General features: G+C 62.4%; 21 protein-coding genes. 10 read left to right on the top strand and 11 right to left on the bottom strand.

The window, feature by feature from the left end:
- Positions 1 to 80: 80 nt before the first annotated feature.
- The 4 genes from ACSW29_RS29510 (at position 81) to ACSW29_RS29495 (ending at position 3629) form a co-directional block, all read left to right on the top strand.
- Positions 81 to 1148, top strand: a complete 1068-nt coding sequence (locus tag ACSW29_RS29510) for a multicopper oxidase domain-containing protein (protein WP_432431462.1) — start codon at positions 81 to 83, stop codon at positions 1146 to 1148.
- Complete coding sequence (locus ACSW29_RS29505) at positions 1145 to 2407, top strand: ZIP family metal transporter (RefSeq protein ID WP_011331646.1); 1263 nt, start codon at positions 1145 to 1147, stop codon at positions 2405 to 2407. The genes ACSW29_RS29510 and ACSW29_RS29505 overlap by 4 nt, the downstream gene beginning before the upstream one ends.
- Entirely contained in the window at positions 2404 to 2823 is a 420-nt protein-coding gene (locus tag ACSW29_RS29500; protein WP_011331647.1) for a QcrA and Rieske domain-containing protein, read from the top strand. Before ACSW29_RS29505 ends, ACSW29_RS29500 begins: the two co-directional genes overlap by 4 nt.
- 89 nt (positions 2824 to 2912) lie before the next feature.
- On the top strand, positions 2913 to 3629 hold the full coding sequence (locus ACSW29_RS29495; RefSeq protein WP_003944610.1) for a YwaF family protein: 717 nt from the start codon (positions 2913 to 2915) through the stop codon (positions 3627 to 3629).
- Between the two features lie 443 nt (positions 3630 to 4072).
- Here the strand turns inward: ACSW29_RS29495 and ACSW29_RS29490 are convergent, their stop codons facing one another.
- On the bottom strand, positions 4073 to 4954 hold the full coding sequence (locus tag ACSW29_RS29490; protein WP_037131630.1) for a helix-turn-helix domain-containing GNAT family N-acetyltransferase: 882 nt from the start codon (positions 4952 to 4954) through the stop codon (positions 4073 to 4075).
- Positions 4955 to 5053: 99 nt separating this feature from the next.
- Between ACSW29_RS29490 and ACSW29_RS29485 the strand changes: the two genes are divergently transcribed.
- Genes ACSW29_RS29485 through ACSW29_RS29475 form a run of 3 tightly spaced genes read left to right on the top strand, consistent with a single transcriptional unit; the run spans position 5054 to position 8709 of the window.
- Positions 5054 to 6406: an NAD(P)-binding domain-containing protein gene (locus ACSW29_RS29485; protein WP_003944612.1), complete on the top strand. Its 1353-nt coding sequence runs from the start codon at positions 5054 to 5056 to the stop codon at positions 6404 to 6406.
- A gap of 10 nt (positions 6407 to 6416) precedes the next feature.
- Complete coding sequence (locus ACSW29_RS29480; protein WP_011331649.1) at positions 6417 to 7652, top strand: MFS transporter; 1236 nt, start codon at positions 6417 to 6419, stop codon at positions 7650 to 7652.
- Positions 7653 to 7668: 16 nt separating this feature from the next.
- Complete coding sequence (locus ACSW29_RS29475; RefSeq protein ID WP_003944645.1) at positions 7669 to 8709, top strand: flavin-containing monooxygenase; 1041 nt, start codon at positions 7669 to 7671, stop codon at positions 8707 to 8709.
- An 81-nt stretch (positions 8710 to 8790) separates the two neighbouring features.
- Here the strand turns inward: ACSW29_RS29475 and ACSW29_RS29470 are convergent, their stop codons facing one another.
- The 3 genes from ACSW29_RS29470 to ACSW29_RS29460 all read right to left on the bottom strand — a co-directional run bounded on the left by ACSW29_RS29470 (position 8791) and on the right by ACSW29_RS29460 (position 10668).
- Positions 8791 to 9051, bottom strand: a complete 261-nt coding sequence (locus tag ACSW29_RS29470) for a hypothetical protein (protein WP_003944643.1) — start codon at positions 9049 to 9051, stop codon at positions 8791 to 8793.
- Positions 9048 to 9851 carry a hypothetical protein gene (locus tag ACSW29_RS29465; protein WP_003944658.1) on the bottom strand — a complete coding sequence of 268 codons (804 nt, stop codon included), beginning with the start codon at positions 9849 to 9851 and terminating at the stop codon, positions 9048 to 9050. The genes ACSW29_RS29470 and ACSW29_RS29465 overlap by 4 nt, the downstream gene beginning before the upstream one ends.
- A 94-nt stretch (positions 9852 to 9945) precedes the next feature.
- On the bottom strand, positions 9946 to 10668 hold the full coding sequence (locus ACSW29_RS29460; protein WP_003944653.1) for an SOS response-associated peptidase: 723 nt from the start codon (positions 10666 to 10668) through the stop codon (positions 9946 to 9948).
- 65 nt (positions 10669 to 10733) lie between these two features.
- On the opposite strand from ACSW29_RS29460, the gene ACSW29_RS29455 reads away from it, so the two are divergent.
- Complete coding sequence (locus ACSW29_RS29455; protein WP_037131601.1) at positions 10734 to 10961, top strand: hypothetical protein; 228 nt, start codon at positions 10734 to 10736, stop codon at positions 10959 to 10961.
- A 645-nt stretch (positions 10962 to 11606) separates the two neighbouring features.
- On the opposite strand, the gene ligD is transcribed toward ACSW29_RS29455, so the two are convergent.
- Entirely contained in the window at positions 11607 to 12581 is a 975-nt protein-coding gene (gene ligD / locus ACSW29_RS29450; protein ID WP_054827435.1) for a non-homologous end-joining DNA ligase, read from the bottom strand.
- A gap of 65 nt (positions 12582 to 12646) precedes the next feature.
- On the opposite strand from ligD, the gene ACSW29_RS29445 reads away from it, so the two are divergent.
- The gene (locus ACSW29_RS29445; RefSeq protein WP_003944625.1) at positions 12647 to 12811 is read left to right on the top strand and encodes a hypothetical protein; all 165 of its coding nucleotides are present in this window, start codon (positions 12647 to 12649) and stop codon (positions 12809 to 12811) included.
- A gap of 245 nt (positions 12812 to 13056) precedes the next feature.
- Here ACSW29_RS29445 and ACSW29_RS29440 read toward each other — a convergent pair whose 3' ends face one another.
- Positions 13057 to 13362 carry a hypothetical protein gene (locus tag ACSW29_RS29440; protein ID WP_003944672.1) on the bottom strand — a complete coding sequence of 102 codons (306 nt, stop codon included), beginning with the start codon at positions 13360 to 13362 and terminating at the stop codon, positions 13057 to 13059.
- Between the two features lie 476 nt (positions 13363 to 13838).
- Positions 13839 to 14099, bottom strand: coding sequence for a WhiB family transcriptional regulator (locus tag ACSW29_RS29435; protein ID WP_003944665.1), 261 nt, complete (start codon positions 14097 to 14099; stop codon positions 13839 to 13841).
- A gap of 301 nt (positions 14100 to 14400) precedes the next feature.
- On the opposite strand from ACSW29_RS29435, the gene ACSW29_RS29430 reads away from it, so the two are divergent.
- Positions 14401 to 15567, top strand: a complete 1167-nt coding sequence (locus ACSW29_RS29430) for a DUF6615 family protein (RefSeq protein ID WP_003944605.1) — start codon at positions 14401 to 14403, stop codon at positions 15565 to 15567.
- Here the strand turns inward: ACSW29_RS29430 and ACSW29_RS29425 are convergent.
- Genes ACSW29_RS29425 through ACSW29_RS29410 form a run of 4 tightly spaced genes read right to left on the bottom strand, consistent with a single transcriptional unit; the run spans position 15552 to position 18212 of the window.
- Positions 15552 to 16277: a hypothetical protein gene (locus ACSW29_RS29425; protein WP_011331661.1), complete on the bottom strand. Its 726-nt coding sequence runs from the start codon at positions 16275 to 16277 to the stop codon at positions 15552 to 15554. The genes ACSW29_RS29430 and ACSW29_RS29425 overlap by 16 nt on opposite strands.
- Positions 16274 to 17152 carry an RAMP superfamily CRISPR-associated protein gene (locus ACSW29_RS29420; protein WP_011331662.1) on the bottom strand — a complete coding sequence of 293 codons (879 nt, stop codon included), beginning with the start codon at positions 17150 to 17152 and terminating at the stop codon, positions 16274 to 16276. Before ACSW29_RS29420 ends, ACSW29_RS29425 begins: the two co-directional genes overlap by 4 nt.
- Positions 17152 to 17565 carry a hypothetical protein gene (locus ACSW29_RS29415; RefSeq protein WP_003941562.1) on the bottom strand — a complete coding sequence of 138 codons (414 nt, stop codon included), beginning with the start codon at positions 17563 to 17565 and terminating at the stop codon, positions 17152 to 17154. Before ACSW29_RS29415 ends, ACSW29_RS29420 begins: the two co-directional genes overlap by 1 nt.
- Entirely contained in the window at positions 17562 to 18212 is a 651-nt protein-coding gene (locus ACSW29_RS29410; RefSeq protein ID WP_257207812.1) for a hypothetical protein, read from the bottom strand. Before ACSW29_RS29410 ends, ACSW29_RS29415 begins: the two co-directional genes overlap by 4 nt.
- Positions 18213 to 18236: the final 24 nt, after the last annotated feature.

The following is an 18236-nucleotide window of genomic DNA, read 5'->3' as shown; positions in this document are numbered from 1 at the left end:
GGCTATGAAAATAAAGTTCGGCATGACAAACTTTGAGGTGTGACTCTTTTGACTGCCAGGAATGTCGATGCTTCGGTCGGGTGGCCATGAGCGCACCGTCGCGGCGACAATTGTTGATCGGTGGGGCGCTCGCCGGATCAGCCGGACTCATGATGAACGCAGGAAGAGTTGCGGGCGCATCGCCTACCGAGCATCCCGGAAACACCAACCCGGGTACCGCCGCACCTGACGGAGACGGCGGAGTCCGTCACGGCGGCACGAGCGGTGCGACCTTTCGGGCCGGTCAGCAGGTGAACCACACTGCCAACGGGTTTCATCCCACGGCAATGCTGCGTGACTTCGACTACGGGACGACTTCCGAATTGCCTGACGGTCGAACGCTACGCGAGTGGGAGATCTTCGCAGCCGACGAGGAGATCGAGGTAGCACCCGGAGTCTATTTTCCCGCGTGGACCTTCAACTCCCGCATTCCAGGTCCCGCCTTGAGATGCAGTGAGGGAGACCGGCTCCGGGTGCGGTTCGTCAACGGTTCCGCGCACCCTCACACGATGCACTTTCACGGAATCCATCCCGCTGACATGGACGGAATTCCCGGGGTAGGTCGGGGCATCATCGAGCCGGGCGAATCATTCACTTACGAATTCGATGCAACCCCTTTCGGATTGCATCTCTATCACTGCCACGTCAATCCACTTGCAGAGCACATTGCCCGCGGCATGTACGGCACATTCATCGTCGATCCAGCTCAGGGGCGCCCGGCGGCTGACGAAATGGTGATGGTGATGCACGGCTACAACACCACATTCGACGGGCAAGGAAACCAGCTCTACGCGGTCAACGGCATCCCGTTCCATCACATGCACGAACCGGTACAGGTGAAACGAGGCGAGCTGGTTCGCATCTACCTGGTCAACGTCCTCGAATACGATCCGATCAACAGCTTCCACGTGCACGGGAACTTCTTCGACTACTACCCGACCGGGACTCGGCTCGAGTCCAGCGAATTCACGGACACGATCATCCAGGCCCAAGGTCAGCGCGGAATATGCGAACTGCGCTTTCCCTACCTGGGCAAGTACATGTTCCACGCCCACAAGACCGAATTCGCCGATCTGGGCTGGATGGGATTCTTCGAGGTGACCGAATGACCGGCACCCCAGATCCTCCCTCTCCTACGAGCACTCATGAGAATTCCTTTGACACTGCGGGTTCCGCGCATACAGAGTCCGATCAAACAGGCGCATCTCGCACCGGCCTTTGGCTCCGAGGCGCCGCAGTACTCGCGATCATCGTCATCGCCCTGACTGCGCTGGCAATGCTCGCCGGACAAAGCCTCCCCGAACGCACCGGCCCACCGATCGAGAACATCTCCGTCGAACGAACGGCCCTCGAACCAGGCCGAATCACGTTGACGCTACGCAACACCGGCCCCGACGCGGTGACCGTCGCGCAAGTTGCCGTGAACGACACATTCGTCGATTTGGTAGGCGCTGCAGATCCCATCGGCAGACTCGAGTCCCAGACGATCACCCTCGACTACCCGTGGATCACCGGACAGCCGTACCTCGTCTCGATGCTCACCTCCACAGGGTTGGTCATCGAACACGAAATTCCCGCTGCCGTAGCAACTCCCGTCCCGGGAGTGGCGTTCTTCGGCTTGATGGCTCTATTGGGCACATACGTCGGAGTCATCCCGGTCCTGCTCGGGATGCTCTTGCTACCTGTGATGCGGGGCGCCGGCGTCAGGGCAGTCAGATTCGTGCTGGCCGTCACGGTCGGTCTGCTCGCCTTTTTGATCTTCGACGGCACGAGCGAGGGGTTCAAGCTGGCAGCAGCCTCGAGCGGAGCCTTCGGCGGCGGCACTCTCGTCGTTCTCGGCGCGGCGATCGCCTTCCTGACGCTCACGTGCATCGACCGCTACCTACGCGGAAGACGCCCAGCCGGTACGACAGGTGCATCCGAACTCAGACTGGCACTGATGATTTCCATCGGCATCGGATTGCACAATCTCGGAGAAGGCCTCGCGATCGGATCCGCGTATGCGGTAGGTGAGCTTGCGCTCGGCGCGTTCCTCGTTATCGGATTCACCCTGCACAACACAACAGAGGGACTCGCGATCATCGCACCGTTGGCTCGGCGACGTACCCCCCTGTTGACCTTGTTGGGGTTGGGATTGATCGCGGGTGCGCCGGCAATTCTCGGTGCTGTTATCGGGGCGGGCGTCGACAACCGTGAAGTATCTGCGTTGCTGCTCGGAGTCGGGGTCGGCGCAATCATCCAGGTCGTCATCCAAATTGCACCGTCCTTGCGCACACAAGGCCGCTCGGATCTGGATCCGATGGTTCTCGTCGGCGTCGGTGTCGGAATACTCCTGATGTTTCTCACTGGTTTGGTGGTCCCCGCATGAGCACGATCGATCCATCCGACATCAAGGTCGGGCGCAGAACGGTCCTCCTCACAGCCTGCGCGACAACTTGTCTCGCCGTTGCCGGATGTAGCACCCAGAACAACAGCAATGCACCCGGCGTAACCCTGGGCAGTGCCGAGGTTCCGATATCAGCGGTTCCTGTCGGCGGCGGAGTCATTCTGGCGGACGAGCAAGTCGTGATCACCCAGCCGCAGGAAGGCGTGTTCCAAGCCTTCTCTGCGGTATGTACCCACCAGGGATGCGTAGTCTCCGAGGTCAGCGATGGAACGATCAACTGCCCATGTCATGGCAGCCGATACTCCATCGTCGATGGCTCGGTCGTGCAACGACCTGCTCAGAAGCCACTGCACAGCTACGCCCTTTCTCGCACCGCGGACACGATCATCGTCAACTAAGCCGGAGAACGGCACTTCCGAACTGGGACAGCTATCTGCGAAGGTTGTTATGGAACAGTGCGTTCGGCGGCGCTGAGGAAGTGAGAGATGTGTATTCTGCACAACCCGAGTTCTCGGCGTACGGCCCATCGCATTGGGCAGCCATCGCTCTGTTTGTCGCGGGTTCGGTGTTTCTGATCTGGGCGGGACGTAGACAGACCGAAGCGCAAGCTCGCCACCTCAGCCGCGCCCTCGGCGGAATACTGGCGGTGATATACGGCTCGGCGGTGCTCTACTCGCTGTCCTCACCCACGCTAGGAGGATCCGTACCCTTACAACTCACCGATCTCGCGACAGTGTCCGCGATCTACGCATTGTGGTCGCACCGACATTGGCCGTTCGCCCTCACCTACTACTGGGGGCTTGTATTGAGTACGCAGGCGTTGATTTCACCGGCTCTGGCCGGGCCCGACTTCCCCGGTTACGAGTTTCTTGCCTTCTGGGCGATTCACCTGTTTGTCGTCTGGGCCGCGATCTATCTCACGTGGGGCCGGAGAATGCGACCTACATGGCGCAGCTACCGCTTCGCGGTACTGGTCACGCTGACATGGGCGATAGTCACTTTCATCTTCAATCGCATCGCCGATACCAATTACGGCTTTCTCAACGCCAAACCTTCCACCGCATCGCTGCTGGACCTGATGGGTCCGTGGCCGGTGTATCTGTTTTCTGGGATGACAATCGTATTCATCATCTGGGCTCTGATGACGTGGCCGTGGGAGAGAGACGGAATTCTCGACAAGGACGCCGCGCAACCCGTGGTCTAGCCGTCCTCGCTCGACCTCCGCACCCCTGGCATGGACCGACCGCTTTTCAGCAACAATCTGCACAGTCCTGCCCAATCGAGCTACCGGGCAGCCGAGTGACAGGCAAGCGAGAGCAGCAGATGTGATACTCAACCGGCATGTAGATGCAGGCGGCGTTGCACACTCCGATCGGCGACTCGCGAAGACTTTCAGTTTCACCCGCTCCAGTTCGTCTGCACGTACATCCCCGACGGTGACCGCTCTGCTGTGAAGCCGCTGATCCCGAGCCCTCAAGAACTCACTGCAGGAGGACGTGACACCAGCCCACGAATAATTTGCCAGTTACAGCGGGAATCACGTCTCAGCAGATTCACTCTGCACTCGAGCTAAGGGGTTGCTTCGAGTTGCTGATCACATATGGCGGATCGATTGCCGAAAAATGCTTCGATTGGCGGTTCAGAAAATCAGGAATCCGCTGCCGTTCGGCGTTCGAGCAGGACTGTGTCGCGCCAGATCCCGTCGAGTTGGGCGATCTTCTCGCGGATCCCGATGGTGCGGAACCCTGCCGAGTGATGCAGGGAGACGGAGGCGCGATTTTCAGGGAAGATCGACGTCTGCAGGGTCCAGAGCCCATCCGCGTCCGCTGCCATGACTTGCTTGCGTAGCAACGCTTTTCCGACACCTCGCCCGCGCATCCCGTCGGCGACATAGACGGAATTTTCGGCGACTCCGCGGTAGCAGTCCCGCCCGGAGGTCGAACTCAGGGCAGCCCAGCCGACGACGACATCGTCGATGGTGGCGACCCAGCGATGATTCGGCAGCCACTGCGCATCGAGATACTCCCGGCTGGGGACTTCGGTGGTGAAAGTGGCGTTGCGCGTGGCGATCCCTTCGCCGTAGATCCGCAGAACGGCGTCCCAGTCGTCATCGGACATGACCCGGACGGCGACATCGTCAGGAAGATCGCTCGGGCAGCACGGCCGCGGCGCGAGAACTCCCATCACGATGTCGGCGGCCTGCGGCAACGCGACGCAGCACGTCGGATTCATCGCGACAACGGTGCTGGTCCCCTCTTTGCGCAGGCTGACGAATCCCACATCGGCGAGCTTACGTACATGGTGGGAGACCGTGGGCTGCCCGATCCCCAACGCCTCGGCGAGAGCCCCGATCGTGATGCCGCCAGCAGCGCTCGCGACGCGGTGCAGCAGCCGCACCCGCATCGGTTCGGCCAGGCACGCGAACCACTGCGCGTAGGTGTCGGCGTCAGCTTGCTCGAGCACATTCGAGTCGACCGCACCTGGGTCCGAATCGCCGACGCGCACCGTCGGGGTCTGCAGCGATGTCATGCACACACTATATCGACCTTCGTCGATGGTTGCATTCATCGACTGATATCGATACAGTTCGAATTAAAGATCGATCATTGTCGATGAAAGGAATTTGTGATGACCGAACTACCCGTTGTCGTGATCGGAGCTGGACCGATCGGCCTCGCCGCCGCCGCGCAACTGCGCGAACGAGGACTCACGCCGCTGGTGCTTGAGCGAGGCGCCGTCGCCGGTACGGCGATCGCCGAATGGAATCACGTCCGGCTCTTCTCCCGCTGGTCCGAACTCGTCGATCCCGCCGCGCAGTGTCTGCTCGAGCAGAACGGGTGGAGCGCTCCCGACGTAGATGCGTACCCGACCGGACAGCAGTGGCGTCAGCTCTACCTCGAACCCCTCGCCGCCGCCCTCGGTGATGCGGTGCAGTTCGACACCGAGGTGATCGGCGTCGCCCGACGTGGCCGCGACCTGGTCGTCGACGCCGGCCGCGATACCGAACCTCTCTCCATCCACCTGCGCCGCGCCGACGGCAGCGAGGACCGCGTCTTCGCCCAGGCCGTCGTCGATGCTTCCGGCACCTGGGGCACCCCGAACCCGCTCGGCGGGGAAGGACTGCCCGCCCTCGGCGAGAGGGCTGCCGCTGCCGCGATCACCTACCGTGTGCCCGACCTCGACGACGAGGCGATCCGTGCCCAGTTCGCCGGGAAACACACCGTCATCGCAGGCAGCGGCCATTCCGCACTGACTGCCATCGTCGCGCTAGCCGGACTCGAAAAGCAAGCCCCCGGTACGCGCATCACGTGGGCTGTTCGCCGCGGGGCTATCGGTTCCGCGTTCGGCGGCGGTGAGTCGGACGAGCTGCCCGCTCGCGGCGCACTCGGACTCCGCGCGAAGAAGGCTGTCGACGACGGACTTCTCACCGTGGTCACCGGTTTCCGCACCGCCGCCGTCGAATCCGCCGACAATGGTCAGCTCGCACTGGTCTCCGATGCCGGCACCCGGATCGAGAACGTCGACAACGTCGTCACCTTGACCGGATTCCGCCCCGACTTGTCGTGGCTGTCGGAAATCCGACTCGGCCTCGACCCCGTGCTGCAGGCCCCGACACAGTTGGCGCCTCTGATCGACCCGAACGTCCACTCCTGCGGCACGGTCTATCCGCACGGCGCGAAAGAACTTCGCCATCCCGAACCGGGTATGTACCTGGCGGGGATGAAGAGCTACGGCCGCGCGCCGACGTTCCTGGCGATGACCGGGTACGAGCAGGTACGCAGCATCGCCGCCGAACTCGCCGGCGATCACGAGGCCGCCGCCCGGGTGGAGTTGATCCTCCCGGAAACCGGAGTCTGCGGCGGCGCTGGTGTTTTCGACGAACCCGATACCGCGGAATCCGAGGGTGGCTGCTGCGCCGCACCTGCTCCGGAGCTGATCTCGCTGTCCAGTCCCTCCGGCAGTTCCAACTCCTGCGGATAGGGCACAGCCGATGACGACCATCGAAGATCCGCCTCGCCCCGTCAGCCTCGATCCGTCGGGGCTGCGGCGGGTCCTGGTGGCGCTGTGTCTGACCGAAATCACCAGCTGGGGGATTCTGTACTACGCGTTTCCCGTTCTGTCGGTAGCCATTTCCCGCGATACCGGATGGTCGAGCGCTGTGATCGTGGCGGCGTTCTCGGTCAGCCAACTCGCCGCCGCCGCCGTCGGCATACCGGTGGGACGGATCCTCGATCGCCACGGGCCCCGCTGGGTCATGACCACAGGATCTGTACTCGCTGTACCCGCACTGGTGGTCATCGCGACAGCTCACACCCTCCCACTGTTTTTCGCGGGTTGGGTGTTCGCCGGAATCGCGATGGGCGCGGTGCTGTATCCACCGGCATTCGCCGCACTGACTCGCTGGTACGGCGACAACTACGTCAAAGCACTGATGATTCTCACCCTCGCCGCGGGTCTGGCCAGTACCGTCTTCGCGCCGCTGTCTGTCGCTCTGGCCGATCGATTCGATTGGCGCACAACCTACCTGATCCTCGCGGTCATACTGGCTGTGATCACCATCCCCGGACATATCTGGGGTTTGCGTGGCGGATGGCCCAACCCCGACCGGCTACCCCATGCGCAGCCCGGCGACTATCACCGCACCTCCCGCAGCATCCCATTTCTTGCTCTGCTCGTCGCCCTCGCTGCAGCTGCCTTCGCCGCATCCGCCGGCGTCTTCAACCTCGTACCGCTGCTGATCGAACGCGGTTTCAGTCCCAGCCTCGCCGCACTCACTCTCGGATTGGGCGGCGCCGGTCAGGTCATCGGCCGCATCTTCTACCTACCGCTCGCAGCGAAAACCAGTGTCCGCGTACGCACGGTATCGGTCATCGTCGTTGCCGCCCTGAGCACCGCGTGGTTAGGTCTGGCGAGCTCGGCGGCGGCGTTGATCGGCATCGCCGTCGGCGCCGGACTGGTCCGCGGCATCTTCACGTTGATACAGGCCACCGCCATCACCGACCGCTGGGGCGGTGAACACTACGGGCGCCTCAACGGGCTGATGTCCGCGCCGATCGTCATCGTCATGGCCTTGGCGCCGTGGGCCGGCGCCGTGCTTTCCACCTGGACCGGTACTTACGCCCACGCCTACCTCGTCCTTGGAGCGATCGCCCTGGTCGGCGCGGTGATCAGCGCAGCAACCATCCCCGCCCTCCGCACCATCACAACGATTCCGATCACTTCCTGACCGAAAGAGAACTCTCATGACGCACTACGACGCGATCGTCGTCGGGGGCGGTCAGTCCGGCTTGGCCGCAGCGCATCATCTGCGCCGCCAGCGGCTCGACACCGCAATCGTCGAAGCTGGTAGCGAACCTGTCGGATCCTGGCCGCAGTACTACGACAGCCTCACTTTGTTTTCACCAGCAAAGTACAGCTCCCTCCCCGGTTTACCGTTCGGCGGCGACGGTGACCGCTATCCCGGCCGCGACGAAGTCGTCGACTATCTCCGGCGTTACGCGAAGACTCTCGATGTGGATTTCCACGTCAACGAGCGAGCCGACACGGTCACCACCAGCGAGGGCCAGTTCACCGTCCGGACCGACAGCGGATCCATCTTCACTGCCCCTCGAATCATTGCCGCCACAGGAGGATTCGGCACTCCCCACATTCCCGCACTGAAGGGGCTCGATGCCTTCACCGGGACTGTTGTGCACGCCGCCGACTACCGCGAACCCACCACCTACACGGGGCAGAACGTCATCGTCGTCGGAGCCGGGAACTCGGCAGTACAGATCGCTGCCGAGCTCGCCGAAACAGCCGATGTGATCCTGGCCAGCCGAAAACCCGTGACATTCGCGCCGCAACGCCCTCTACGTCGCGACATGCATTTCTGGTTCAAGTACACCGGAATCGACACCCTCCCGATCGGGCATCTCCTCTCGCGGCCACCGACGTCGCCGGTGTTCGACACCGGCCGCTACCGCGCCGCGCTCACCGCCGACGCACCGCAACGCCGCGCCATGTTCACCAAACTCGAAGGAAACCAAGCCTTCTGGCCCGGCGGCACCACAACAACCGTCGACGCGGTCATCCTCGCCACCGGATACACCCCCAACCTGGACTACCTCACAGAACTAGGGGCACTCACCGACACCGGCCGTCCCCGCCACAAGAAAGGTCTGTCCACCACCCACCCCGGGCTCGGGTACGTGGGACTGGAATGGCAACGAAGCCTCTCGTCCGCGTCCCTACGTGGGGTGGGCCGCGATGCACACCATGTCGTCCGGACTCTCGGAGTCTGAAACCGACGTGATGGCATCGTCTACCGAAAGTCTCGTCTCCTCAAAGCTTCACCCACCCACATTTGCAGATGTGGTCAATGGTCAACCGCAAAGTCTGTCTACAAGCCAACCATTGGCCATCGTGCATTTTCCCGCCCAGTACCTCAAAATTCCGTCCAGGTATCCGGACATGTACAGCGCGGACGTTTTCACCCGCATGCTCACGTGATCGGCGCGTGATGCTCCCCCACGCCCGAGCGGGAGCGCGCGGCCGATGTCGACTTTCACTGCCCTCGGCTCGTCGAATGTCCTGATCACGGGGTGATCGGGCCAGCGTTCGGTCCAGTGGTCAGTGTTGATCACTGTGCAGCCCTCAATGGCGGTGTCGATGCGAGGGCGGTGTCGTCGACGGTCGCCCAGCGGAGCTGTCCGCTCTCGTCCCGGATCTCCAGGCTGCCGGTGCGTTGTTGAAATCCTTTGCCGACGGCCGCGACGTCGAGCCGAACCCCTGTCACACGCCCTCTCCCCGCCGTGAGTCCTGTGTATCCGGCCACCCGCGACGAGATCCGCAGATCCGGACCGTCCCATTGCCCTTCAGTGACAATCAACAGCGATCCCTTACTCCTCGCACGCGCGGCCACAGCCCTTCCGCGAGAGGGCGTTACAGCGCCACCAGAGAGGCCCAGGACAACCACGTCGAAACCCTCCAACAGAATTGCGGCGCAGTCGATTCCAGCATCCTTGGGCTGCGGCACGAGCGCGACCTTCGCCAAGTCGCCCCCTTGCTCGTGGAAGGCGAGAAGTCCGAGACCGGGCATTCCGATCACCGCCACGTGCCCACCGGCAGCGGTGACGGTGGCGAGTAGGCCGATCAGGACCGAGGCTGCGCCGTCGACACTGACGACGGTCCCTCGTGCCAACCCCCCGCGTGGGAGCAGATCACCGATCGGCTCCGGAACGGGAAGCATCCGGAGAGTCGATTGCGCGGTGGCCACGATCGGAGTTGGCTCACGCTCGCCTACGGGTTTGAGCATCACCGACGGAGTAGCTGGTTCGGTGCCGTCCGCGCGGGCAGGGATCGAGGCCATCTTGCGGCGTAGCTGTTCGAGCTTTTCCGCCTTGGTCAGCACTGTTGTTGCTGACGAGTGGGGCTTTTGGTTCATCGTCGCCCCGCTTTCCTGGATCCGCACGCACTTCCCGCCCACCAGGATACTCGAACACAGGTTCGATAAAAACAGAGTCGGGAGCGGTTGGGTTTTACGCCGGTCCAGCGATCGGCTCCAGCAAACTCGGATCGTTATTCCTCGGAGAGTTCACCGCGGTCGAGACTTCGTACGGTTCGAGGTGCGACTCCGGAACGGAGTTGATCATGGCCTGGACTTCACCTTTGTCGGTGAGATTCGGATCGAGCCAGTGTTCCCAGAACGATTCAGGCAGAATCAGCGGGGACCTGTCGTGTATGTGTCCCAAGGAATCTGAGGCTGGCCGAGTCAAGACTGTGCAGGTCCATACCCACTTGTTCGGATCATCTTCGGGCAGTTCAGGATCGGGCCACAACTCGTAGAGCCCGGCCATCGCGAGAATGTCGTCCTCGCCGTGAAGAAAATAGGGAACCTTCGACCCTGCTTCACTTTTCATCCACTCGTAGTATCCCGTGGCCGGGATGATGGCACGCCTTTTGGAAGCACTACTTCTGAATGAGGGCTTCTCCGTGACGCTTTCACTGCGGGCGTTGATCAGCTTGGACGCCATCTTCCGGTCTTTTGACCAAGCAGGGAGCAAGCCCCATTTGACCGTCCTGAGCTGGCGCTGGGGCTCGGCGCCGGGTTCCTCGCGTGGGGTTCGTTCGAGGATCACGCGGACGGGCTGAGTGGGTGCGACGTTGTACGACGGGGGCAGTTCGTCGCCGACAGTCTGCATCGTGTCGAAAAACGACTGCAATTCCTTACCTGAGCTTCGGTTGGCGTAGCGCCCGCACATGGCCTGACCTCCTCGTAGTCGGTTCCTATCCCATTGAACAGCGTGGGTCCTACTTCCACGCTCGCATGGCGTGTGATGATCTCAGCAAATACATCACAAGCAGGGAAAGGGGTTGTGCGATCAACGGTCCCCGGCCGGCACCTGCCGATGTCGCGTTGGCGGTCGCGTCCGCCACAGTCCTCGGTGTCACGGTCGGGGTTCTCCTTGCCGAAGTGGTGGCCGGCGTTGTGGTCGGAGCCGGCACCGCGGTTGTCTTCCGTTTCGTACTGCGCTCGATCATCACCCGAAAATGACCTTCTTTGCTGGTCAGCAGCGCGGAATAAGTTCGCGCATCGTCTCGTTGTAGAGGCTGTCGGTGTTCGGTTCTTTGCCCCGGGTACCACCCCAGAAATGCCGCTTCGAGCGGCCACTTGCCGAGAGGCGCAAGACGGGCACCGACCCTGTGAAGCCGCTGGACACCCTTTTCGGGGCCGGCGGCTTCGTCATATCCGGTGGCGATCAGTGGCGGCCGGGGAGGTCGACTGGCGGATGTGCAGTATTCGAAAGGTGCTGTATTCCGGCCGACGATGGAGACTAAATCATGCGCCAACGCAGTGAGGACCGAACTTCAGTCGACAAAGCCAACAGGGCGCTTCGGTGGCTACTGCTGGGATGGAGCGTGGGCAATGTTGCTGTGTGGTGGATCCACCTCGCCCGACGCAGCAGTCGTGAAGTCCAGGTTTCGCTGATAAAGCCCAGGACCCTTCGGTGAACGCACCTGGATTGATATGGGAGGCTTCCTCGCGTATTGCTCGCTGGCATCCCTCCTGGCCATTCTGGTTTGGTACATCCTGGCTCGTAGATGATCCCGTCGTTTACTTAGGCTGCGGAAACGGGCTCCAATACAACCACCAAATTGTCCATCAGCGAATCTTTCTGATTTGCACTGTTGCAGTGACTCAGTGACGACCCGGTACGTTGACCTCATCGGCGGTCTTGTCGTTGCGCAGCCCTCGAAAGGATGGGTGCCGAAGGCTGCCACCGGTGTACTCGCGGTATTCCACGTCGCAGACAAGGATCGGCCTCGACCAGGATGCATTGCGGGTGACCGCTCGCGGCGGCTCGATAGTGAACGGGCTGATCGGCTGATGGAGTTCGACGAGCTTGTCTCGTAGTTCGCGCCGCTGTCGATCGGTCAGACCCGTACCAACGTTTCCGATATATCTGAGGACCCTTGAATCGTCGTGAGCGCCGAGGATCAACGATCCGACTCCTCCTGCCGCACCTCCCGAGCCGGGGAGGAAGCCGCACACTACGGCCTCACAATTAGCTCTCAGAGGCGTTTTGATCCAGTCGCGAGATCGCTTGCCGGACTGATAGATCGAGGAGATGTTCTTGGCCACGATACCTTCCAGATGGTGTTTGCGCGCCACCTCGAGCATGGTCGGTCCGTCGACGTTGAGCCAGTGCGGTGGGACTTTGATGCGCGGGTGTTCGAGACTGAGATTGGCGAGCGCCTCGCGGCGCTCGAGATAGGGCAGATCGCTGGTTGATGTGCCGTCGATGTCGAGGACGTCGAACACGTAATACGAGGTCACGGCCTCGTTGCGGAGCTGTGCGGTGGGTCTGAGCACGTGCATCCGGCGTTGCAACAGGGAGAAGGACGGCACACCGTCCGGTCCGAGGGCGACGATTTCCCCGTCGAGGACGGTTTCTCGGTGTTCGAGCACCGAGCGGAGTGCATCGACGATCTCGGGGAATGATGCGCTGATGTTGTTACCGTTGCGCGACCAGAGCATCGGATGCACGGAACCTGTTGTTGCTATTGCTCTTTGGCCATCCCATTTCGATTCGAAGGCCCAGCGCTCCCCTGTCGGGGGCTGCCCGAGAGTGGCGAGCATCGGCGGCACTGGCTTTCCGGCGGTGGCGCTCATACCGTCCACTGTGCGCTGGTTTGTACTGGTTTCGGCCGGTTTTCGGAGGTTGAGACAATAGTGAAATGAGCGAGACTGCAGAACCGGATCAGACTCAGGGGTGGAGCCCGGCCCCGGACGAGGGCCAGGCCGGCACGGTGATGACGAAGGACGGTCAGTGGGCGTACCGCTACAAGGACGGTGCGGAGCTGATCATGATGAAGATGCCGGAGCGTCCAGCCTCCACGTAGGCGTGTGCAGTGGGCCCGCACCGGCCCCCTTGCCTTGCACAGGCTGGGTAGCGGGCCGCCGTTGTCTTGGACCGGCTCCGGTGACCACCTCGGTTTCGGCGAGGCGGCGAGCCTGCGGTAGATCAACACCACTTGTCTCAGCGGGTTGGCCAGTCGCTACCGCTCTCCCATAGCGGGACTTATGTCTCCACTCTGCGTGCGATCGTTCTGATTTCGCGCGGTTTGCGGGAGAGACCGCTCGACATTTACTGAGCCCTCCGATCATCAGCCGTACTTTCACGTAGCTCCATACGCAGGCACCGAGTCAGCCGATCTTCTCGTCCCGGCCGCTCAGGGTCTATCCCGTGATTGTTGTCGAGCAGATACGCGTTGGGCTCGACGACTCGGCAGGCCGGACACTGCCATCCGCTCAGTACTGCGCCCTTCTGTATCCCGCCTGCGCAATCCCACGGTGCAGTCCACATCGCCGGGATCATGCGCTCTGTCCACTCGCGAACAGCAACAACATCGCCCAGTTCAATGTCGAAAAGCGTGAGCTGCGAGTCGTTCATCGCATTTCCTGGATCAACTCTGCTCCAGGCCCGAGCACTTCGTCTTCGTCAGTCGCATCCTTAGCCCCTCGAAGGGCAACCATGAGGCCGGCAACGCCCAACAGGCATGTCATCGAGGCTCCTGCCATGAACAGAAGATCACCCACGCGAGGGACCGATTTCGCTTGCTGGCCGGATCCACGAAATCCGCGCCTCATGCTCGTCTGCGTGCAACGGAACAGAACCCGGATCATCTGGGTGAACGCCCGCCCACGCTGATTGTTCTGACACAAGATCCGCCACCGTCGCCCACGTTTCCGAGGTACAAGGCGGGTTCACAACAGCCGCTTTGGCGAGTGCTCGGCGGGTAGCTCCACTGAGGCGGAGGAGCTCTGTGCCGCAAATCCCTCGATCCCAGATGTACCGAGCGAGTTTGATGGAATCGGCATATTTCGCGGCCTCCGCGTACGAGGTATGGGTGAAGTCCACGTGGGTGGTCACGGCTGCACCCGCGGGTAGCGACGGCGCCGCTCCGAGGCGGTCAACCCACCCCAGACACCGAAACGCTCGTCGTTCGCCAATGCGAATGCCAAGCAGTCGACACGAACCTCGCATCCTGCGCAGACCCGTTTCGCCGGCCGGACAGCTTCTCCGGGTTCCGGAAAGAATGCTTCGGGATCAGTACGTTGGCACACAGCTCGCTCCTGCCAATCGACATTCCCAGCGATATCGCCTGGGTGAATCTCGGTGATGGTCATCGAAACCACATCTCCTCTACACATCGGCCTCTCGGATTGATGGGCGAACGGTAGCGAGGGACCTGGACTGCGTGAACCGGAGCGGACGGCCGGCCACCCTTTTCGACTTTCACATCGTGGACGCGAAGCGGCGTCCTACCAGATCAGTACACTTCTGTGTACTGCAAAACGACCGGTAGATTTCTAAGCGTTCGCGCCCGGACATGCGATCCTCTGACGCCGGCAACCCTTGTCCGGCGGCCCACAACCGACCGATGGGATACACGTGCCGACTCCAACTTCTTCCGCGCCTGGCCCAGTCATGACACGGCTCGCAACAGCGTTGTTCAGGAATGCACAAAGCGCCGGCCGAAACTTCAGGGATGGAGAACGTCACAACATCCGCCAGGGTGAAGAAGGAACTACCGAGCGGATCTTGTTGAACCTCGCGAAGACCATTCCCGAACTCCACGTCGGAGCCTTCAGCCACAGAGAGGAATCCCGCTACGGGGCGGACTGGGAATGGTGGATTTCGGACGGATCGAATAAATGGTTTCAGCTCGTCATCCAAGCCAAGAAGCTTCAAACGCCGAAGGCGCATCCGGCCGGGAAGTACAAGATCAAGCACAAAATTCGATCCTCCGGCATGCAGCAGATCGACCTACTCGACCTCTACGCCCGCAAGAGCGGAGCGCAGAGTCTTTATGCGCTCTACAACCCTGCGGCTCGCGGCGTCCGGTACAGCGATCACAGATGCTGCCTCGGTCCCTCCGGTGACCGAATCACTGCTGTCAGCGCAGATGTATTTCTCAAGCGGTTCCCACGTACCAAGGGGCTAATCGATGATGTCCCCCTAGCCGCGATCCGTGAGTACGCGCTCCCCTGGTCGTGCCTGGCAAACGACCGTGTCGCCACACACGACGTGCCACCGCCACCAGGGCCTTCCCCGCTGACCTTCATGCAATTTGCTCAGTGGACAGTTATGCAAGATGCCAACAGAGACTCGCTTGGCACGTTCGATTCGACCAGCGCGGCATATTCATTGCTCGTCAACTCCGTGACAATGAAAGCCCTTGCACAAAGCCAGGACTGGTTCACGCGGAACTATCGCCACTACCTCGACGACTGGATGGGCGTAGAGAGACCTGGGCAGCCCGAAGAATGGAAGGACGCGCAGAAGATTGCCATATCTCGGCACGAATCTTCCGACGAGCTTTTCGCGCAACAGCGAATCAGGATTTTCGACCGCGCTGAACTCCCTGCCTACGTCTCCGCTGTCCTCAGCAACGAACCGATCCCCGAGGACGTCCGGCACCCCTTCTCCGAGATCGATGCCGCCCCCAAGCAGATCCTCACGCTCATCGCACCACCCAGGGTCCAGCCGGTCGAGCCCCCCGGTGAGCCGCAAAATTTGACGAATACGACCTGTTACCCGTTTCGAGTAACAAGCCACCAGTCCCCCTTCCAATACCGCTACCTCGGCAGGTGAAGTTCGCGCATTCGCGTCGGGTGCATGTACGGCGGACGAACACCAGCCAACCCGAACCCCGAGGTGACCGGCGCATCTCGCGAGGCCACACATGATGCCGGTGTCGTGCGTCCCAGCGTCCCGTCAGCGTGCTCGTGCGAGAACTCCCACAGATCCTCACCTGCACGGTTCTCGAACTCCCACCGCAAAACGCGACCCTCACCGTGCGCGCGTTTCTTCCCAATCACATCGAGACCGGACACTATCGCCGCGACGGCCGTCAGGTCACCCACACCGCGCCAGGTGACAGTTCGGGAATTGGTGATCATCAACGGCATGTACCTCGCCCGGTAGCGGCCTTGCCGGTCCGAGATCACTGCCGGCACGCTCGACGCGAGTTCCTCGAGCCCTCGGTGATCAGTTCTGCTCGCCCAGTGCCGCACCACCGGATCTCCGGCCGGGTCTTCGGGGAACGAACACGTCGCGCACCAATGCCAGTCCGCGCCCGCCAGAGTGCAGCGCGCGAGAGGCAATTCGAGATCCGGCGGGGTCTTCTCCGGCGAGAGCGCCGGCACGTATTCGCCGCGGTCGAGGGCGCCTGCTTTGTGGTCGGCCCACAGCTCCGCGGCGAGGATGCCGTCCAAGGCGATCCCCCAGGGGCTTGCATGTGCCAACCCTGTCGAGAGATGGGCCCTGACCAGGAAGGGAGCGAAGGCGGTGTCTGCGTTCATGTCAGCCACCCCAATGCCTCGATCACGTCTTCTCGAAGCGGTTCCAGTTCCGCTCGCCAGTCCGCGACCTGCGGGCCGGGGCCGGTCAACACGGTCAGCTCCGACTCGGCGCGGACTCTGCCGTGCCCGATCGCGCTGCGCCCACCCAGGAAGCCGTCTCGCGAAAATCGTTCCCACACGTCACTGAAGAAGGCGATGTCGCGGTCGGTTGCCCGGTCCAGCCTCAGGAATGTTTCGAAATGTGTTCCTGCGGGCAGCGTCTCGACCTCGAAGCGCATCAACATCGACGTCTGGTGCGCCGAAGTTCCCGAACCGGGCACGGTGTCGGCATCGAAGGGCGCAGGGAAAGACTTGGTTCCGGCGTCGTCGAAGCGGCTGTAACTTTCCAGGGACATGAGCTCGAACTGCGACATGAGCACTCCCGGGTAGGGCCTGCTCATGATCGATTCTGTTTCCTTCACTCGGGGAACGACTTTGCCGACTTTGAGACATCCGTCGATCGGCGGCGCACCGCCTCCGTTTCCTCCGAACAGACTGATCGGCGGGACCAACTCGCGCAGGCGCTGACGCCGGCGGCCGGTCAGTGAGTCGCCGGCGACTTTGCTCAGGTTGCCGCCGTTGCGCAGTGCGTGCGCCGCGGAGAGAGGTATCTGTCTTTCGTAGCCGATCACATCGCGGAACAACTCCTCGGCGGTGCGTCGCAATGCTCCCCGCAGCGAGTTCCCCGACACGACCGGTACCAGCACTTTCCTCCCGTCGGGCTGCAGGATCGGTTCGCGGCGAAACAGTGTCGTCGTCGTTTCCGACTCCTCGCCTTTCTGCGAGATCGACGACAGGGCAGTCAGTTCGACATCCCATCTCACGGTCGAACGCATCAGCTGACCTTCCTCGCGGCGCGGGCAGCGGCAACTGATTCGGCCACGATGCGGGTGCGCAGGACATAGGCCGTGGGACGCTCCCGCAGCAGTGTCAGGACCGGCTCCGATTCGGCGCGCAGAAGAGCTGCCAACTCCAGCCGTTCGTCGGTTGTTCGCGGCTCGGATTCGAGCGAACGTGAGACAACCGACCACCAACGATCGAGGTCGGCTCCTCCGACATAAGTGGCAACGCGGACTCGGTTCGGCAAATGCTGCGTCCAGTACGTCGCCCGGCGCCGGCCCACCCACGAATCCCAGTCCACGCCGTAGTGCAACAGCAACAGCAGCCGCTCGGCCACGTTCTCCACACCGTGCAGCTGCGGGAGGCCTGCGGGAGCGGCAGCGAGCCAGCGGTCGGTCGGCGTCGTCATGCGTGCGCCTTGCTGCGAGGCGGTTTGGTGGCCAACAGCGCCAACGTCCACCATCGGTCGACGTGGCGGTACGCGGACAAGTGATCCCAGTCCTCGAAGATCGCCGGCCACCGACGCGCCGGTACTGTGCGAAGCACTGCATACGGGGCTGCGCTCTCGCCGAGCATGCGTTCGCCGAAGCCGTGAGAGCGCAGTCGGCGCATCGCGGCAGCTGCTGCGACATCCCGATCCGACCACGGCAAGCAGGTGTCTTCGACAGCAACGCCGCCCCACCGGGCGTGCGGCAGGATGTGTTTGCGGGCCGGGCGACGCAACGGCACCACCAGCGCGATCTCCGACGTCAACGGTGCCGACAAGGTCCGGGCCAGGCGCGGCTGCGTCAGTTCGGTCATCGCCGGCGCGGTGGTGATCAGATGCATTCGGGTTCGCAGCTCCGGCGTCTGATACGCCCACCGGCACGGTGCGCAGAGACCTTTCTCGGTCGGAGCCTTCCACGAGTCGAATGCGGTGAAGGTTCGCGAGATCGCCGACCGCGCGGGCTCGATCGGTGTGTCGGCCTTCGCGCAGCGCGCACACCGCCCCCTCTGCAGTGAGTCCTTCTCAGATGAACGATTCGTCGATGCGAACGCCGCCTCTACGACCTCCACGCACGAGGTCACCTCCTGTAGTTT

It is taken from the genome of Rhodococcus sp. GB-02 (assembly GCF_053470465.1).
Note: the sequence above shows the minus strand (reverse complement) of the source record. Positions and strands in the feature narration are given on the sequence as shown.

Coding starts and splice junctions, on each gene's coding strand:
- ACSW29_RS29505 (WP_011331646.1), top strand. CDS start 1,145: ATGACCGGCACCCCAGATCCTCCCTCTCCTACGAGCACTCATGAGAAT.
- ACSW29_RS29500 (WP_011331647.1), top strand. CDS start 2,404: ATGAGCACGATCGATCCATCCGACATCAAGGTCGGGCGCAGAACGGTC.
- ACSW29_RS29490 (WP_037131630.1), bottom strand. CDS start 4,954: ATGACATCGCTGCAGACCCCGACGGTGCGCGTCGGCGATTCGGACCCA.
- ACSW29_RS29485 (WP_003944612.1), top strand. CDS start 5,054: ATGACCGAACTACCCGTTGTCGTGATCGGAGCTGGACCGATCGGCCTC.
- ACSW29_RS29480 (WP_011331649.1), top strand. CDS start 6,417: ATGACGACCATCGAAGATCCGCCTCGCCCCGTCAGCCTCGATCCGTCG.
- ACSW29_RS29475 (WP_003944645.1), top strand. CDS start 7,669: ATGACGCACTACGACGCGATCGTCGTCGGGGGCGGTCAGTCCGGCTTG.
- ACSW29_RS29465 (WP_003944658.1), bottom strand. CDS start 9,851: ATGAACCAAAAGCCCCACTCGTCAGCAACAACAGTGCTGACCAAGGCG.
- ACSW29_RS29460 (WP_003944653.1), bottom strand. CDS start 10,668: ATGTGCGGGCGCTACGCCAACCGAAGCTCAGGTAAGGAATTGCAGTCG.
- ACSW29_RS29455 (WP_037131601.1), top strand. CDS start 10,734: ATGGCGTGTGATGATCTCAGCAAATACATCACAAGCAGGGAAAGGGGT.
- ligD (WP_054827435.1), bottom strand. CDS start 12,581: ATGAGCGCCACCGCCGGAAAGCCAGTGCCGCCGATGCTCGCCACTCTC.
- ACSW29_RS29445 (WP_003944625.1), top strand. CDS start 12,647: ATGAGCGAGACTGCAGAACCGGATCAGACTCAGGGGTGGAGCCCGGCC.
- ACSW29_RS29440 (WP_003944672.1), bottom strand. CDS start 13,362: ATGAACGACTCGCAGCTCACGCTTTTCGACATTGAACTGGGCGATGTT.
- ACSW29_RS29435 (WP_003944665.1), bottom strand. CDS start 14,099: ATGACCATCACCGAGATTCACCCAGGCGATATCGCTGGGAATGTCGAT.
- ACSW29_RS29430 (WP_003944605.1), top strand. CDS start 14,401: ATGACACGGCTCGCAACAGCGTTGTTCAGGAATGCACAAAGCGCCGGC.
- ACSW29_RS29425 (WP_011331661.1), bottom strand. CDS start 16,277: ATGAACGCAGACACCGCCTTCGCTCCCTTCCTGGTCAGGGCCCATCTC.
- ACSW29_RS29420 (WP_011331662.1), bottom strand. CDS start 17,152: ATGCGTTCGACCGTGAGATGGGATGTCGAACTGACTGCCCTGTCGTCG.
- ACSW29_RS29415 (WP_003941562.1), bottom strand. CDS start 17,565: ATGACGACGCCGACCGACCGCTGGCTCGCTGCCGCTCCCGCAGGCCTC.